The 15,497-nt window shown below is 69.4% G+C and carries 14 protein-coding genes; 9 read left to right on the forward strand and 5 right to left on the reverse strand.

All coding sequences use genetic code 11. From position 1 onward, the window contains the following. Window positions 1-594: 594 nt before the first annotated feature. From dnaK to N4P33_RS22240, 5 genes are all read left to right on the forward strand, one after another. Complete coding sequence (gene dnaK / locus N4P33_RS22220) at window positions 595-2,439, forward strand: molecular chaperone DnaK (RefSeq protein WP_260828402.1); 1,845 nt, start codon at window positions 595-597, stop codon at window positions 2,437-2,439. Beyond that, window positions 2,436-3,128 carry a nucleotide exchange factor GrpE gene (gene grpE / locus N4P33_RS22225; RefSeq protein ID WP_260828403.1) on the forward strand — a complete coding sequence of 231 codons (693 nt, stop codon included), beginning with the start codon at window positions 2,436-2,438 and terminating at the stop codon, window positions 3,126-3,128. The genes dnaK and grpE overlap by 4 nt, the downstream gene beginning before the upstream one ends. A 36-nt stretch (window positions 3,129-3,164) precedes the next feature. Further along, window positions 3,165-4,346, forward strand: a complete 1,182-nt coding sequence (dnaJ, locus tag N4P33_RS22230; protein ID WP_260828404.1) for a molecular chaperone DnaJ — start codon at window positions 3,165-3,167, stop codon at window positions 4,344-4,346. 5 nt (window positions 4,347-4,351) lie between these two features. Then, on the forward strand, window positions 4,352-4,807 hold the full coding sequence (locus N4P33_RS22235; protein ID WP_260828405.1) for a heat shock protein transcriptional repressor HspR: 456 nt from the start codon (window positions 4,352-4,354) through the stop codon (window positions 4,805-4,807). 297 nt (window positions 4,808-5,104) lie between these two features. Further along, window positions 5,105-6,214: a sugar ABC transporter substrate-binding protein gene (locus N4P33_RS22240; protein WP_260828406.1), complete on the forward strand. Its 1,110-nt coding sequence runs from the start codon at window positions 5,105-5,107 to the stop codon at window positions 6,212-6,214. A gap of 61 nt (window positions 6,215-6,275) precedes the next feature. On the opposite strand, the gene N4P33_RS22245 is transcribed toward N4P33_RS22240, so the two are convergent. Beyond that, window positions 6,276-6,455, reverse strand: coding sequence for a hypothetical protein (locus tag N4P33_RS22245; RefSeq protein WP_260828407.1), 180 nt, complete (start codon window positions 6,453-6,455; stop codon window positions 6,276-6,278). A 257-nt stretch (window positions 6,456-6,712) separates the two neighbouring features. On the opposite strand from N4P33_RS22245, the gene N4P33_RS22250 reads away from it, so the two are divergent. Then, a complete protein-coding gene (locus N4P33_RS22250) occupies window positions 6,713-7,747 on the forward strand; it encodes a helix-turn-helix transcriptional regulator (protein WP_260828408.1) in 1,035 nt (344 codons plus the stop codon). Here the strand turns inward: N4P33_RS22250 and N4P33_RS22255 are convergent. The 3 genes from N4P33_RS22255 to N4P33_RS22265 are packed head-to-tail and all read right to left on the reverse strand — an operon-like array spanning window position 7,710 to window position 10,704. Then, window positions 7,710-8,702: a LuxR C-terminal-related transcriptional regulator gene (locus N4P33_RS22255; protein WP_260828409.1), complete on the reverse strand. Its 993-nt coding sequence runs from the start codon at window positions 8,700-8,702 to the stop codon at window positions 7,710-7,712. The genes N4P33_RS22250 and N4P33_RS22255 overlap by 38 nt on opposite strands. Beyond that, window positions 8,699-9,688, reverse strand: coding sequence for a helix-turn-helix transcriptional regulator (locus N4P33_RS22260; protein ID WP_260828410.1), 990 nt, complete (start codon window positions 9,686-9,688; stop codon window positions 8,699-8,701). The genes N4P33_RS22255 and N4P33_RS22260 overlap by 4 nt, the downstream gene beginning before the upstream one ends. Continuing rightward, the gene (locus tag N4P33_RS22265) at window positions 9,685-10,704 is read right to left on the reverse strand and encodes a helix-turn-helix transcriptional regulator (protein ID WP_260828411.1); all 1,020 of its coding nucleotides are present in this window, start codon (window positions 10,702-10,704) and stop codon (window positions 9,685-9,687) included. The genes N4P33_RS22260 and N4P33_RS22265 overlap by 4 nt, the downstream gene beginning before the upstream one ends. A gap of 299 nt (window positions 10,705-11,003) precedes the next feature. Here N4P33_RS22265 and N4P33_RS22270 point away from each other — a divergent pair, with 299 nt between their 5' ends. Then, on the forward strand, window positions 11,004-11,339 hold the full coding sequence (locus N4P33_RS22270; RefSeq protein ID WP_260828412.1) for a hypothetical protein: 336 nt from the start codon (window positions 11,004-11,006) through the stop codon (window positions 11,337-11,339). 170 nt (window positions 11,340-11,509) lie between these two features. On the opposite strand, the gene N4P33_RS22275 is transcribed toward N4P33_RS22270, so the two are convergent. Next, a complete protein-coding gene (locus N4P33_RS22275) occupies window positions 11,510-11,929 on the reverse strand; it encodes a pyridoxamine 5'-phosphate oxidase family protein (protein ID WP_260828413.1) in 420 nt (139 codons plus the stop codon). A gap of 285 nt (window positions 11,930-12,214) precedes the next feature. Here N4P33_RS22275 and clpB point away from each other — a divergent pair, with 285 nt between their 5' ends. Then, window positions 12,215-14,812 (forward strand): ATP-dependent chaperone ClpB, encoded by a 2,598-nt coding sequence (clpB, locus tag N4P33_RS22280; protein ID WP_260828414.1) that lies wholly within the window; start codon window positions 12,215-12,217, stop codon window positions 14,810-14,812. 144 nt (window positions 14,813-14,956) lie between these two features. Then, a complete protein-coding gene (locus N4P33_RS22285; protein ID WP_260828415.1) occupies window positions 14,957-15,484 on the forward strand; it encodes a YbjN domain-containing protein in 528 nt (175 codons plus the stop codon). Window positions 15,485-15,497 lie beyond the last annotated feature (13 nt).

A 15,497-nucleotide genomic window follows, 5' to 3' on the forward strand; every position in this document is an offset into this window, starting at 1 on the left:
CGGCGGACGGCGCCCGCTGGGTAGCGGCGGTTACGGTGGTAACCGTGCTGGCCTTGGTGCGCGTACCGGTCCAGGAGCCCCCCTCGAACCGGTCGACCGCGGGGCCCGGCGGACGGACTGCCGCGGGGCCCGGGGGCCGCGGTGCCGGTGGTGTCGTCGCCGGGCGTCGTACTCGTGAGGCCGCCGGACGAGCTGCCGGGCAGCCGGTTGCCGCAGCCGGCCCTCGCCCCGAGGCAGGGGCGCTCGCCGCTCCCCGGCCCCGGACGGTCGGCGATCGCAAGGGCCGTCTCGGGCGGTTTCCCGGCGTCCCGCGCAGCCGGTCGTCCGAGGAACCCCCGGTGCGGGCCCGGCGGGGGGTACGAGATCCTCGCGAGGTGCCCGGCGAAGCACTCCGCGAGGTGCCGCACGAACCGTCGCGTGCCCCACATTTTCGAGCTCCATAACCGATCAACCTCCGCATCCTCCCAGGTCAGACGCTTATTGCGTGTAAGGGATGGATAAGAGTTGAGTCGGGCAGACTCAGCTCTGTTGACCCCGCGTCGGGCGTCAGGCATGCTTGAGTCCGTTCCACTCAAGTCAGCTGGAGGAATCGAAATGGCACGTGCGGTCGGCATCGACCTGGGCACGACTAACTCCGTCGTCAGCGTTCTGGAGGGCGGCGAGCCCACCGTCATCACCAACGCCGAGGGCGCCAGGACCACGCCTTCCGTCGTCGCCTTCGCCAAGAACGGTGAGGTGCTGGTCGGTGAGGTGGCCAAGCGCCAGGCCGTGACCAACGTCGACAGGACCATCCGGTCGGTCAAGCGCCACATGGGCACCGACTGGAAGATCAACCTGGACGGCAAGGACTTCAACCCGCAGCAGATCAGCGCCTTCGTGCTGCAGAAGCTGAAGCGGGACGCCGAGGCGTACCTGGGCGAGAAGGTGACCGACGCGGTCATCACCGTCCCGGCGTACTTCAACGACGCCGAGCGCCAGGCGACCAAGGAGGCCGGCGAGATCGCCGGTCTGAACGTGCTGCGCATCGTCAACGAGCCGACGGCCGCCGCCCTGGCGTACGGCCTCGACAAGGACGACCAGACGATCCTCGTCTTCGACCTCGGTGGCGGTACCTTCGACGTCTCCCTGCTGGAGATCGGCGACGGTGTCGTCGAGGTGAAGGCCACCAACGGTGACAACCACCTCGGTGGTGACGACTGGGACCAGCGCGTCGTCGACTACCTGGTCAAGCAGTTCCAGTCGGGCCACGGCGTGGACCTGTCCAAGGACAAGATGGCGCTCCAGCGCCTGCGTGAGGCCGCCGAGAAGGCGAAGATCGAGCTGTCCAGCTCCACCGAGACCTCGATCAACCTGCCCTACATCACCGCCTCCGCCGAGGGCCCCCTGCACCTCGACGAGAAGCTGACCCGCGCCCAGTTCCAGCAGCTGACCGCGGACCTCCTCGAGCGCTGCAAGACGCCGTTCCACAACGTCATCAAGGACGCCGGCATCTCCATCAACGAGATCGACCACGTCGTCCTCGTCGGTGGCTCCACCCGTATGCCCGCCGTCGCCGAGCTCGTCAAGGAGCTGACCGGCGGCAAGGAGGCCAACAAGGGTGTGAACCCGGACGAGGTCGTCGCCATCGGCGCCTCGCTCCAGGCCGGTGTCCTCAAGGGCGAGGTCAAGGACGTCCTGCTGCTCGACGTCACCCCGCTGTCCCTCGGTATCGAGACCAAGGGCGGCATCATGACCAAGCTGATCGAGCGCAACACGACGATCCCGACCAAGCGCTCGGAGATCTTCACCACGGCCGAGGACAACCAGCCGTCGGTGCAGATCCAGGTCTACCAGGGCGAGCGCGAGATCGCGGCGTACAACAAGAAGCTCGGCATGTTCGAGCTGACCGGTCTGCCCCCGGCGCCGCGCGGCGTCCCGCAGATCGAGGTCTCCTTCGACATCGACGCCAACGGCATCATGCACGTCACGGCGAAGGACCTCGGCACCGGCAAGGAGCAGAAGATGACCGTCACCGGCGGCTCCTCGCTCCCGAAGGAAGAGGTCGACCGCATGCGCGAGGAGGCCGAGCGCTACGCGGAGGAGGACCACAAGCGCCGCGAGGCCGCCGAGTCCCGCAACCAGGGCGAGCAGCTCGTCTACCAGACCGAGAAGTTCCTCGCGGACAACGAGGACAAGGTCCCCGGCGAGATCAAGACCGAGGTCGAGGCCGTCGTCGCCGAGCTGAAGGAGAAGCTCAAGGGCGACGACACCGCCGAGATCCGCACCGCCACCGAGAAGGTCGCGGCCGTCTCCCAGAAGCTGGGTCAGGCCATGTACGCCGACGCCCAGGGCGCGCAGGCCGCCGGCGGCGCCTCGGCCGGTGCCGGTGAGGCCAAGGCCGACGACGACGTCGTCGACGCCGAGATCGTCGACGACGAGCGGAAGGACGGTGCCGCGTGACGGAGGAGACCCCGGGCTTCGACGAGCAGCAGCCGCAGCAGCCCGACGTCCCCTCCTCCGGCGCCGCTTCCGAGGACGCCGAGCCGAAGGCCGCCCCCAGCTCCTCCGAGCAGGAGGGGGCGGCCCCGGCCGGGGACACGGGCCAGAACGCGGCCCTGGTGGCCCAGCTGGACCAGGTGCGCACGGCGCTCGGTGAGCGCACCGCGGACCTCCAGCGCCTCCAGGCCGAGTACCAGAACTACCGCCGCCGGGTCGAGCGCGACCGGATCGCGGTCAAGGAGATCGCCATCGCGAACCTCCTGACCGAGCTCCTGCCCGTGCTCGACGACATCGGCCGCGCGCGGGAGCACGGCGAACTGGTCGGCGGCTTCAAGTCCGTCGCCGAGTCGCTGGAGACGACCGTGGCGAAGATGGGCCTGCAGCAGTTCGGCAAGGAGGGCGAGCCCTTCGACCCGACGATCCACGAGGCCCTGATGCACTCCTACGCCCCGGACGTAACCGAGACGACCTGCGTCGCGATCCTCCAGCCGGGGTATCGCATCGGCGAGCGCACCATCCGCCCCGCGCGGGTGGCCGTCGCCGAGCCGCAGCCGGGCGCGCAGACGGTGAAGGCCGCCGAGGACACGAGTACCGAGGAGAAGGCCGAGCCGGCGGAGAACAAGGAGAGCGGTGGCCCGGAGGAGGGCTGACGTAATAGCTGACGACGGGAAGGAGGGACGTCGGGGATGAGCACCAAGGACTTCATCGAGAAGGACTACTACAAGGTCCTCGGCGTCCCCAAGGACGCCACCGAGGCCGAGATCAAGAAGGCGTACCGGAAGCTCGCCCGCGAGTACCACCCGGACGCCAACAAGGGCAACGCCAAGGCGGAGGAGCGGTTCAAGGAGATCTCCGAGGCGAACGACGTCCTCGGCGACCCCAAGAAGCGCAAGGAGTACGACGAGGCCCGCGCGCTGTTCGGCAACGGCGGCTTCCGCCCGGGGCCGGGCGCCGGCGGCGGCACGTTCAACTTCGACCTCAGCGACCTGTTCGGCGGTCAGGCCGGCGGGCAGGGCGCGGGCGGCGGCTTCGGCGGCGGCCTCGGTGACGTCTTCGGGGGCCTGTTCAACCGCGGCGGCGCGGGCGCGGGGACGCGGACGCAGCCGCGGCGCGGCCAGGACATCGAGTCCGAGGTCACGCTCAGCTTCACCGAGGCGATCGAGGGCGCGACCGTCCCGCTCAGGATGTCCTCCCAGGCGCCCTGCAAGGCCTGTTCGGGCACCGGCGACAAGAACGGCACACCGCGCGTGTGCCCGACCTGCGTCGGCACCGGCCAGGTCGCGCGGGGCAGCGGCGGGGGTTTCTCCCTGACCGACCCGTGCCCGGACTGCAAGGGCCGCGGGCTGATCGCGGAGACCCCCTGCGACATCTGCAAGGGCAGCGGCCGGGCCAAGTCCTCGCGGACGATGCAGGTGCGCATCCCCGCGGGCGTCAGCGACGGCCAGCGGATCCGGCTGCGCGGCAAGGGCGCACCGGGCGAGCGCGGCGGCCCGGCGGGTGATCTGTATGTCGTCGTGCACGTCGGCGACCACCCGGTGTTCGGCCGCAAGGGCGACAACCTCACCGTCACCGTCCCGGTCACGTATCCCGAGGCGGCCCTCGGCGGCGAGGTCCGGGTCCCGACGCTGGGCGGGCCGCCGGTGACGCTGAAGCTGCCGCCGGGCACGCCCAACGGGCGCACCATGCGCGCCCGGGGCAAGGGCGCGGTCCGCAAGGACGGCACCCGCGGTGATCTGCTGGTCACCGTCGAGGTGAGTGTTCCCAAGGACCTGTCGGGGAAGGCTCGTGACGCGCTGGAGGCGTATCGCGAGGCCACCGCGGGCGAGGATCCGCGGGCGGAGCTGTTCCAGGCCGCGAAGGGAGCTTGATTTCGATGGACGGCCGTCGACGCAATCCGTATGAACTGACCCAGGACACCCCGGTCTACGTCATCTCGGTGGCGGCCCAGCTCTCCGGCCTGCACCCGCAGACCCTGCGCCAGTACGACCGTCTGGGGCTGGTCTCGCCGGACCGCACCGCCGGGCGGGGCCGGCGCTACTCGGCCCGCGACATCGAACTGCTCCGCCAGGTGCAGCAGTTGTCGCAGGACGAGGGCATCAACCTGGCCGGAATCAAGCGCATCATCGAACTGGAGAACCAGGTCGCCGCGCTCCAGGCCCGCGTGGCCGAACTGGAGGACGCCCTCGACGGCGCGGCGGCGGCGATGCGCCAGCGCGAGGCCGCGGTGCACGCCTCCTACCGGCGCGACCTGGTGCCGTACCAGCAGGTCCAGCAGACCAGCGCGCTGGTGGTCTGGCGCCCCAAGCGCCAGCAGCAGCAGTCGGACTGAGCGCGTCCGGCATTCCGCATGGGGCCCGGCGGCCGGGGTTCGGCCGCCGGGCCCCACGCGTGCGCGCACCCACCTGTGAAGCCGTTGTGGACGGCGTATGCGCAGGTGATCGCGGGTCGGTCGCGGTTCGTTCGCGGGGCGTCCGCGGAACCCTCACAGCGTCAGCGGAGCGTGCTGTGTCCATCTCGTTAAGTGGTTCCCCTTGACGCCGATGGTGCCTGAAGCGTTGGCTTTTCAGTCACATGGGTCGCACTGCTGTGCCCACGTCCCGAATACGTACCTGAAGTGAGCCTTCGCATGCGTCGTCGTATCGCCATATCCGTGGCCGCCACCTCCCTGTCCGTCATGCTCGCCGGCTGCGGCGTGCTCGACGCGACCGGAAGCAGCGACGACGCGAGCCCCACGAAGGGCAACGACATCACCGTCGGACTGCTGCTGCCGGAGAAGGCCAACACGCGGTACGAGCAGTTCGACTACCCCATCTTCAAGCGCAAGGTGGAGTCCCTCACCAAGAACCAGGGCAAGGTCGTGTACGCCAACGCGGACGCGGACGCGGAGAAGCAGGCGAGCCAGCTGCAGCAGATGATCGACGACCAGGTCGACGTCATCCTGCTGGACGCGGTCGACTCGCACGGCATCGCGGACGGGGTGAAGAAGGCCAAGGAGGCCGGGATCCCGGTCATCGCCTACGACCGGCTCGCCGAGGGCCCGATCGACGCGTACATCTCCTTCGACAACGAACTCGTCGGCGAGGTCCAGGGCCGCTCACTGCTGGAGGAGCTCGGCGACGACGTCTCCCTCACCGACAAGATCGTCATGATCAACGGCTCGCCGACCGACCCGAACGCCAAGCAGTTCAAGGCGGGCGCGCTGTCCGAGCTCAAGGGCAAGGTGACGATCGCCAAGTCCTACGACACCAAGGACTGGAAGCCGGAGAACGCCAAGGCCGACATGGCCGAGGCGATCAGCGAGATCGGCGCGGAGAACATCGCCGCGGTGTACGCCGCCAACGACGGCACGGCGGGCGGCGCCATCGAGGCGCTGAAGGCGGCCGGCGTGACCGAGCTGCCGCCCGTCACCGGCCAGGACGCGGAACTGGCGGCGGTGCAGCGGATCGTCGCCGGTGAGCAGTACATGAGCGTGTACAAGTCCTACCCGCAGGAGGCCGAGGCCGCCGCGGAGATGGCCGTCGCGAAGGTCCAGGGCAAGGACATCCAGTTCGACGCGCTGACCCGCGACCGCGTCGACAGCCCCACGGACAAGGACATCCCGGCCCAGCTGGTGCCCGTGGTCGCCCTGACGCAGAAGAACATCGAGGACACGGTCGTCGCGGACGGCATCTACGAGGTGCCGGACATCTGCACGGCGAAGTACAAGGCGGCGTGCGACGCGATCGGCCTGAAGTAGCCGTTCCGGCCGGACGGTGTGAGCACGGTCCCGGCCAGGGGGGACGGCCGGGACCGCGCGGTCAGGGGGCGGGGGGAGCGGGCGGGGCCTTCTCGCCGAGCAGTTCGAGCCACTTCCGCTCGCGGTCGGTGAGCGGGCACGACCGCGCACCGCCTCGGGCGCGCCGCGTCTCGCCGTCGTCCGACGGAATCGTGGAACCGGCCTCGGCGCCCGGCTGCTGGGTGACATCCCACTCGGTCACAGTGGTACGCCCCTTCCCCGTCCTGGCTGTTGGTCCTCGTCCTGGCTGTTCGCATTCCCCCATGGCCGACAATCCCACCGCCGTGCGCGCGAACACCACCCTCATCTTGTTGCAGCGGGCCGTCCCGGGGGAGTGGACATAAGGGGACTCGCGTGGGCGTTCCGGGTCATCCTCGCGCCCGAGCCGTGTTGCGCAGCACGTATCGTCCGCGCATAGTTGCGCTGCGGAAAGACGCTGAACCGGGGGTGGGATGGGCGATGGCCGGGCACGGGACGGACGGGCATCCACACGGTGCTGACCGACTGTGCGAGGCCGGGGATCGGGTGTATTCCCGGGCCGTACGGCGCGGACGCGTGCCCCGCCGGGACGCGGAACCGGTGCCGTGCCTGCTGGAACTCGCCCTGCTGCACCCCGACCCGGACGACATGGACTGGCTGGTGCCGACCTCCCCGCAGGAGGTCATGACCCGGCTGCTGCGCGGGGTCTACGACGAGATCAGCGCGAGCCGGCGCCGGGTGGGCTCGGCGGTGGAGGCCGTCGAGTGGTACGCGGGCCTGAGCGGTCAGGTGCGGTCGCCGTCGCCGGCCGTCACGGAGGGACCGGCGATCCGCGTGCTGGACGGGCTCGCCCGGATCCAGGCGGCGATGGACGAGGCGACGGCGGCGTGCACGACGGAGGTGCTGACGGTCCAGCCCGGCGGTATCCGCCGGGAGGCGGAGCTGTCGGAGGGCCTGCACCGGGCGATGGCGCTGCGCGGCCGGGGCGTGCGCATGCGGGACCTCTACACGCACGTGGCCCGCCATGGCCACGGCCTGCTCTCCTACCTGGAGTTGATGGGCGACGCGGTGGAGGCACGCACGCTGGACGAGGTGATCGAGCGCCTGATCCTCTTCGACCGCACGGTGGCGTTCATCCCGGCGAACGCGGAGCGCACGATGGCGCTGGAGCTACGCCACCCGGCGCTGGTGGAGTATCTCGGTACGGTCTTCGACCGCCTCTGGCGCCTGGCCATCCCTCTGACGGCCCCGCTCCCCGACACGGGCATCGAGGGCATCTCCCATCGCGAGCAGTCCATCGCGGCGCTACTGGCGGAAGGCCACCAGGACGCGGTGATCGCGGAGCGCCTGGGCATCAGCGTCCGCACCTGCCGCGCCCACATCGCCCGCCTGTCGGAAACCCTGGGCGCGGCGAGCCGCACGCAGCTGGGCGTCCGCATCGCCCAGGCGGGCCTGGACGCCTCCCGGCCCCCGGCGGTCACCGTGCCTGATCAAGAATCCCGGACCGTCCGATGAGATACCCGAGCTGCGCCCGGCTCTGACTCCCGAGGGTGGCGGCGAGTTTGGCGATGTGGACGCGGGCGGTGCGGACGTTCATGCCGAGGCGTTCGGCGATGACGGTGTCCGTGTGTCCCTCGATGAGGAGTTCGGCGATGGCGCGCTGACGGGCGGTGATGCCGTTGATGGAGGGCGGCTGGACTGCTTGGGGGTACATGGGGGTGGCGAGGCGCCAGAAGCGGTCGAACATGCCGGTCAGATAACCGACGAGCGCCGGATGCCGGATCTCCAGTGCCATGGCCCGGTCCCTGTCGGCGGGAATGAAGGCAACGGTTCTGTCGACGATGATGAGACGCTCGGTGACCTCGTCCAGCGTGCGGGCCTGGGCATCGCCTCGCAGCTGCTCGTACCGCGAGACGACGACTGGTATGTGGCGCTGAGTGTGTGCGTACAGGGCTCTGATCCGGCCGCCGCGGTCGAGGAGGGCCTGGTCGCGGCGCATGGCCAGGGCTTGCGCTTCTCGGGCGTATGCGGAGCTGTGGTAGTTCAGCTGGGGCTGGACGGAGAGCAGTTCCTCCGTCGCGCCGGCCAGGGCCTCGGTGATGGCCTGATTGATCCGGTCTTTGCCGCTGAGAACGCTCAGGAGCGGAGTGCCACCCTCTTCCGCCGATGCTTCACCGACGCGCACGAGTGACTGGAACACCTCGGCGAGCTGTTCCTCGCGCCGCCGTTCCTCCGCGATGCGTTCTCCGGTGTAGCGGAGCAGTCGTTGCAGGGCTATGGCCGGGGCGACGGGTTGGAGCCGGTCGGGGTTTTCGAGGGCGGGGTGCAGGAGGCCGGTGTCGAGTAGGCAGGGTGCCTCATTGGCGTCGTCGGTGGTCAAGTGCCCGTGTTGCAGGGCCCGCTCGTAGAGCCGTGTACCTGCGGGGCACAGGTGGCCTGGGGCGTGGTCGGTGTGTGGGGTGGGGGTCATGTTTCCGGTTCCTGTTGGTCGAGGATTCCGGACTGGCCGATGAGGTAGCCGAGTTGGGCGCGGCTCTGGCTGCCGAGGGTGGCGGCGAGTTTGGCGATGTGGACGCGGGCGGTGCGGACGTTCATGCCGAGGCGGTCGGCGATGGTGGTGTCGGTGTGGCCCTCGATGAGGAGTTCGGCGATGGCGCGTTGGCGGGGGGTGATTCTGTCCGGAGACGGCGGCTGGACAGCTTGGGGGTACATGGGGGTGGCCAGGCGCCAGAGACGGTCGAAGGCGGTGGCGAGAAAGGTGACGATCGCCGGGTGCCGGATCTCCAGCGCGGTGGCGCGGTCGGCGCGCGCGGGGATGAAGGCGACCGTGCGGTCGAAGACGAGCAGCCGGGCGGTTACCTCGTCGAGGGTGCGTGCTTCGACGTCACCGCGCAGCCGCTCGTAACGTGCTGTGATCTTGGGGGCGTGGCGCAGCGTGTGCTGGTAGAGGGCGCGGATGCGGCCGCCGCGGTCCAGAAGGGCCTGGTCGCGCTGGAGGGCGGGTTCGTCGAAGGCGGGGTTGACCTGGGTGGTTCTGCTGCGGGGCTGGATGGCCAGGACCTCGGAGGCGTGGGCCATCGTCTCCTCGATGACATGTCCGATGCGTTTGAACGAGGTGTGCAGCGTGAGCGTGGGTGTCGCTTGGATGTCGTCGTGTCCGCCGGCAAGGAGCAGGGGCGCGAAAGCGCTGACCAACCGCTCCTCCTCACGTCGCTCATGAGCGATCCGGTCCGCGGAGGCGCGCAGAAGGCGATGCAGGCCGAGCCTCGGCGCCAGGGGTTCCCATGCGTCCGGGTCCGCGACGGCGGGCTGCAGGAGGCCGAGTCTGACTAAGCAGGGGGCCTGCTCAATTTCCCGGCTGGTGAGTGATCGGCCGTGGATGGCGCGCTCGTACAGCACAGCTCCTGCGGTGCACAGCACCTCTTCCTCGTGCTCCGCATGCGGCGCAGAGGTCACTTGGCGGTCCCCTCCGAATTGAGGATGCCAGATTGTGCGATCAAATAGCCTAGTTGTGCCCGGCTGCCGCTGCCGAGCGCAGAGGCGAGCTTGGCTATGTGGGCCCGACAGGTGCGTACGTTCATGCCGAGGCGGCGGGCGATGGCTTCGTCGACGTGGCCTTCGATGAGCAATTTGGCTATGGAGTGCTGGATCTCGGTGATGCCGCCAGGGGCAATTTCGTACGGGGTGCCGGTGCTCAGTGGCACCGCGCGGTCCCAGAGATATTCGAAGAGCTTGCTGAGGTAGCGCACGATGCCTGGGTGGCGCAGCTCCAAGGCCACTTGCTGGTCTTCTCGGGCCGGGATGAAGGCAACCGTGTCATCGCAGATGATCAGGCGTTCCACCACTTCGTCGATGGTGCGGTACTCCGCCTTGCCTTCGGACAGCCGGGCAGCGTAAGCAAGTTGTTCCGGGTTGTACCGCGCGGTGTGCTGGTAGAGCGTCCGGATGCGCATCCCCCGTGCGATCAGCGGCTTGTCGCGTTCCAGCCCCAGAAGCAGACTGCGCTCGGAAAGGCGGTCGCTGGGCTGGACGGTGAGCATCTCCTTCTGACACTGCGCTGTCGCCATGTTCAGGGCGGCATTGATCCGCTCGCTGCCTTCCAGCACAGTGATGGAGTCGCTTGTTGCCGCAACCTGGCTACCCAGAGCCATGAAGGGCTGAAATATCTCCGTGAGTTCGCTTGCGCGTCGGCGCCGGTCCGCTATCTCGGTCTCGAGAGGGCCGAGCTGCCGGGAGAGGGCCACCACCGGCGGTACGGGGCGCAGCCAGCTCGGATCGTCCGGGTCGGGATGCAGCAGGGCATGTTCCACCAGACAGGGGGCGTTTTCCGCATCGGCACGAGAGATGCGGCCGGTACGCAGAGCGGCGGCATACAGTCGGCCGCCTTCGTCGCACAAGTCGGCTATCCCGTGGGGATGTGTCTCGTTAGTCCGATTTGCTGGCAAATCTTCACCCCCCAGGGTCCTGAACATGCAGGAACATGATGCACCGATTGTGTGGCCATGACGTGCCCGAATGAGCCATCGTCTTACTCGACGGGGGAAAGGGGACCTTCAAGTGAGGACGAAGCCGACTATGCGTAACACAATGCTTCGCTCGGTGCTTGTCGCTGCCTTCTCCGCCGTTGTGGCCCTCGGGACACTGAGTGGCCTCTCCGATGTGAAGGACGATGTCCGGGCGAACAGCGCCTGGCCGTCGGTGGCTGCGAAGACGCACGGACCCGACAGCAGCACCTCGCCGAACTCACGAGCCAAGGAACTCGGGGGCTGACGTGACCACTCCACCCGACGACCGCTCCTTCCGTCGTGAAATGGCCACCGCCTACCGTTCCGGCTGGCACTTCATCGACCTGGTCACCGCCATCCCCCACAGCGGCGACTCGTTGATGGTGACCGTCTTCGGGGAGCCGGTCGTCGTCACGCGGGACGAGGACGGGGACGTGCGGGCGTACCGGTGTCTGCGGCGGCCCCGGGGTGCGCCGCAGCCCGTGCGGTGTGCCATCCGGTACGGAATGATCTTTGTGAATCTCGACCAGCGGGACCATCAGCAGGTGGACGCCGACACCCCTGCCGCCCGCACCTTCTCTGCCACCCCCCGCAGTGCCTGACGCGATTCCCCCGTCGTAAAAGATCGCTCAGGCGCTTCCCCCCGCAGCGGCGTCACCGTGACCTGAACACGGTGACGCCGCTGCAGTTTGTGGCCCTGCGAGGGCCTACGACGCCCTATGTCCCGGCCTCGCCGCGTGGCCGGAATTCGTCGTTCGGCCGTACGGAATTCTCAGGCGTGGCCCAGTGCCCGCGTGAGCGTGATCTCGATGACCACCCGGGACGGGTTCGGAGTTGGGGTGCGGCCGTAGCGTTCCGCGTACCGGCGTTCCGCCTCCGCCACCCGGTCCGGGTCCGTGCGGACGAACGCGCGGCCCTCCAGCGTGGCCCAGCGGCCACCGTCCACCTGGCACACCGCCACCGGTGCGCCCTCCGGTCCGGCCGCCAGGACGTTGCGCACCTTCCTGCTCGTCCTGCGCGTGATCACCCGAGCCAGGCGCGCCTCGGGATCGTATGTGACACCGACGGGTACCACGTGCGGTGTGCCGTCCGGGCGAAGGGTGGTCAGGGTGCACAGATGCCGGGCCTGCCAGAAGGCGAGATACGCCGCGTCCGGCGCGGCCGGGTCCCGCGGTGAGCTGATGGTGGTCATGGCCCGGAATCTAGCTCCAGCGGGCAGCTCGCGGCGGCCTGGGCCGGGATCCAGCTGCCGCGGCGGTCGGCTACGGCGGTCGGCTCGTGGCGGCCTGGGCCGGGATCCAGCTCCCGCGGCGGTCGGCTGGTCGTGGCCCGGGCCGCCCCGGATCCAGCCGCCGGAAACTAGCCCGCCGCCCCCTCCCCGCCCTAGCCTTGAGTGGAATAGACTCAAGTTTGTATACGTTGACCGAGTCAGCCAGCACCGCCGCTGAAGGGTCACCGCAAGGAGGAGAACGGACACGTGGACGCCGAGCTGACCAACCGGAGCCGGGACGCGATCAACGCGGCCGGCAATCGGGCCGTGACCGAGGGGAACCCCGACCTCACCCCGGCCCATCTGCTGCTCGCCCTGCTCCAGGGGCAGGACAACGAGAACATCACCGACCTGCTCGCCGCGGTCGACGCCGACCAGGCGGCCGTACGCTCCGGGGCCGAGCGGGTCCTCGCCGGGCTGCCGAGCGTGACCGGGTCCACCGTCGCGCCGCCGCAGCCCAACCGGGAGATGCTCGCCGTCATCGCGGACGCCCAGGCACGCGCGCGTGAGCTCGGCGACGAGTACCTGTCGACGGAGCATCTGCTCATCGGGATCGCCGCCAAGGGCGGTGCCGCCGGGGAGGTGCTGGAGAAGCAGGGGGCCAGTGCGAAGAAGCTGCAGGAGGCCTTTCAGAAGGCCCGTGGCGGGCGGCGGGTGACCACCGCCGACCCCGAGGGGCAGTACAAGGCGCTGGAGAAGTTCGGCACCGACTTCACCGCCGCCGCCCGCGAGGGCAAGCTCGACCCCGTCATCGGGCGGGACCAGGAGATCCGGCGCGTGGTGCAGGTGCTGTCCCGGCGGACCAAGAACAACCCCGTGCTCATCGGTGAGCCCGGCGTCGGCAAGACCGCCGTCGTCGAGGGGCTCGCCCAGCGGATCGTGAAGGGTGACGTCCCGGAGTCGCTGAAGGACAAGCGGCTCGTCGCCCTCGACCTCGGCGCGATGGTCGCGGGGGCCAAGTACCGCGGCGAGTTCGAGGAGCGGCTGAAGACCGTCCTCGCCGAGATCAAGGACTCCGACGGGCAGATCATCACCTTCATCGACGAGCTGCACACCGTCGTGGGCGCGGGCGCCGGCGGGGACTCCGCCATGGACGCCGGGAACATGCTCAAGCCGATGCTGGCGCGTGGCGAGCTGCGCATGGTGGGTGCCACGACCCTCGACGAGTACCGCGAGCGGATCGAGAAGGACCCGGCGCTCGAGCGGCGCTTCCAGCAGGTGCTGGTCGCCGAGCCGTCCGTCGAGGACAGCATCGCCATCCTGCGCGGGCTCAAGGGCCGCTACGAGGCCCACCACAAGGTGCAGATCGCGGACAGCGCGCTGGTTGCCGCCGCGACCCTCTCCGACCGGTACATCACCTCCCGCTTCCTGCCCGACAAGGCCATCGACCTCGTCGACGAGGCCGCCTCCCGGCTGCGGATGGAGATCGACTCCTCGCCCGTCGAGATCGACGAGCTCCAGCGCGCCGTCGACCGGCTGAAGATGGAGGAGCTGGCGCTCAGCAAGGAGACCGACGCGGCCTCCCGCGAGCGGCTGGAGAAGCTGCGCCGCGACCTCGCCGACAAGGAGGAGGAGCTGCGCGGCCTCACCGCCCGCTGGGAGAAGGAGAAGCAGTCCCTCAACCGCGTCGGTGAGCTGAAGGAGAAGCTCGACGAACTGCGCGGCCAGGCCGAACGCGCCCAGCGCGACGGCGACTTCGACACCGCCTCCAAGCTGCTCTACGGCGAGATCCCGGCCGTCGAGCGCGACCTGGAGGCCGCCAGCGAGGCCGAGGAAGAGGTCGCCAAGGACACCATGGTCAAGGAGGAGGTCGGCGCCGACGACATCGCCGACGTCGTGGCCTCCTGGACCGGTATCCCGGCCGGGCGGCTGATGGAGGGCGAGACGCAGAAGCTGCTGCGCATGGAGGACGAGATCGGCCGGCGGCTCATCGGGCAGAGCGAGGCCGTACGGGCCGTGTCCGACGCCGTACGCCGCTCCCGCGCCGGGATCGCCGACCCCGACCGGCCCACCGGGTCGTTCCTCTTCCTCGGCCCGACCGGTGTCGGCAAGACCGAGCTGGCCAAGGCGCTCGCCGACTTCCTCTTCGACGACGAGCGGGCCATGGTCCGTATCGACATGAGCGAGTACAGCGAGAAGCACTCCGTCGCCCGTCTGGTCGGCGCCCCGCCCGGCTACGTCGGCTACGAGGAGGGCGGCCAGCTGACGGAGGCGGTGCGGCGGCGGCCGTACAGCGTCGTGCTGCTGGACGAGGTGGAGAAGGCGCACCCCGAGGTCTTCGACATCCTGCTCCAGGTGCTCGACGACGGCCGGCTCACCGACGGTCAGGGCCGGACCGTCGACTTCCGCAACACCATCCTGGTGCTCACCTCCAACCTGGGCAGCCAGTTCCTGGTGGACCCGCTCACCAGCGAGGCGGAGAAGAAGGAGCAGGTCCTGGAGGTGGTCCGGGCGTCCTTCAAGCCGGAGTTCCTCAACCGGCTCGACGACCTGGTGGTCTTCTCGGCGCTGACCAAGCCCGAGCTGGAGCGGATCGCGAAGCTCCAGATCGACCGGCTGGCCAAGCGGCTCGCCGAACGGCGGCTCACGCTGGACATCACGCCCGAGGCGCTGGCCTGGCTCGCGGAGGAGGGCCTCGACCCGGCCTACGGCGCCCGCCCGCTGCGCCGCCTGGTGCAGAGCGCGATCGGCGACCGGCTCGCCAAGGAGATCCTCTCCGGCGAGATCAAGGACGGCGACACGGTCCGCGTGACCCGCGCGGACGACGGGCTGCAGGTCGGACCGGCGACCGCGAAGTCACTCTGAGTGAGGAAGTGTCGATGGCTCACCGGGTGGCACCCGAAGATTGACCGGATCGTGTCAGCCCAGGGCTGACAGGCCCGTCGGGGCTTGCCACCCCCCTCCCCGCATGGGGGAGGATGGCGGGATCCGTACGAAGGGAAAAACACGGTGAGCATCGACCCGTCCTCGATTCCGAACTTCGGGGGCCAGCCCGAGCCGCAGCCCCAAGGACCGGCGGGCCCCGTCGTCCCGGATCAGGACCTCGTGAAGCAGCTCCTCGACCAGATGGAGCTCAAGTACGTCGTCGACGACGAGGGTGACCTCGCGGCGCCGTGGGAGCAGTTCCGCACCTACTTCATGTTCCGTGGGGAGGCTGACCAGCAGATCTTCTCCGTGCGGACGTTCTACGACCGGCCGCACCAGATCGACGAGAAGCCCCAGCTGCTGGAGTCCGTCGACGACTGGAACCGCCGCACCCTGTGGCCCAAGGTCTACACGCACACCCATGACGACGGCACCGTCCGTCTGATCGGTGAGGCCCAGATGCTGATCGGCATGGGCGTCAGCCTGGAGCACTTCGTCTCGTCGACGGTCAGCTGGGTGCGGGCCGCCATCGAGTTCGACAAGTGGCTCGTCGAGCAGCTGGGCCTGGAGCAGGAGATCAACGAGGCGGACAAGCCCGAGGACGGCGAGTAGGCCGTCCCCGACG

The organism is Streptomyces sp. 15-116A, assembly GCF_025290915.1.
In the GTDB taxonomy this organism is placed as follows: domain Bacteria; phylum Actinomycetota; class Actinomycetes; order Streptomycetales; family Streptomycetaceae; genus Streptomyces.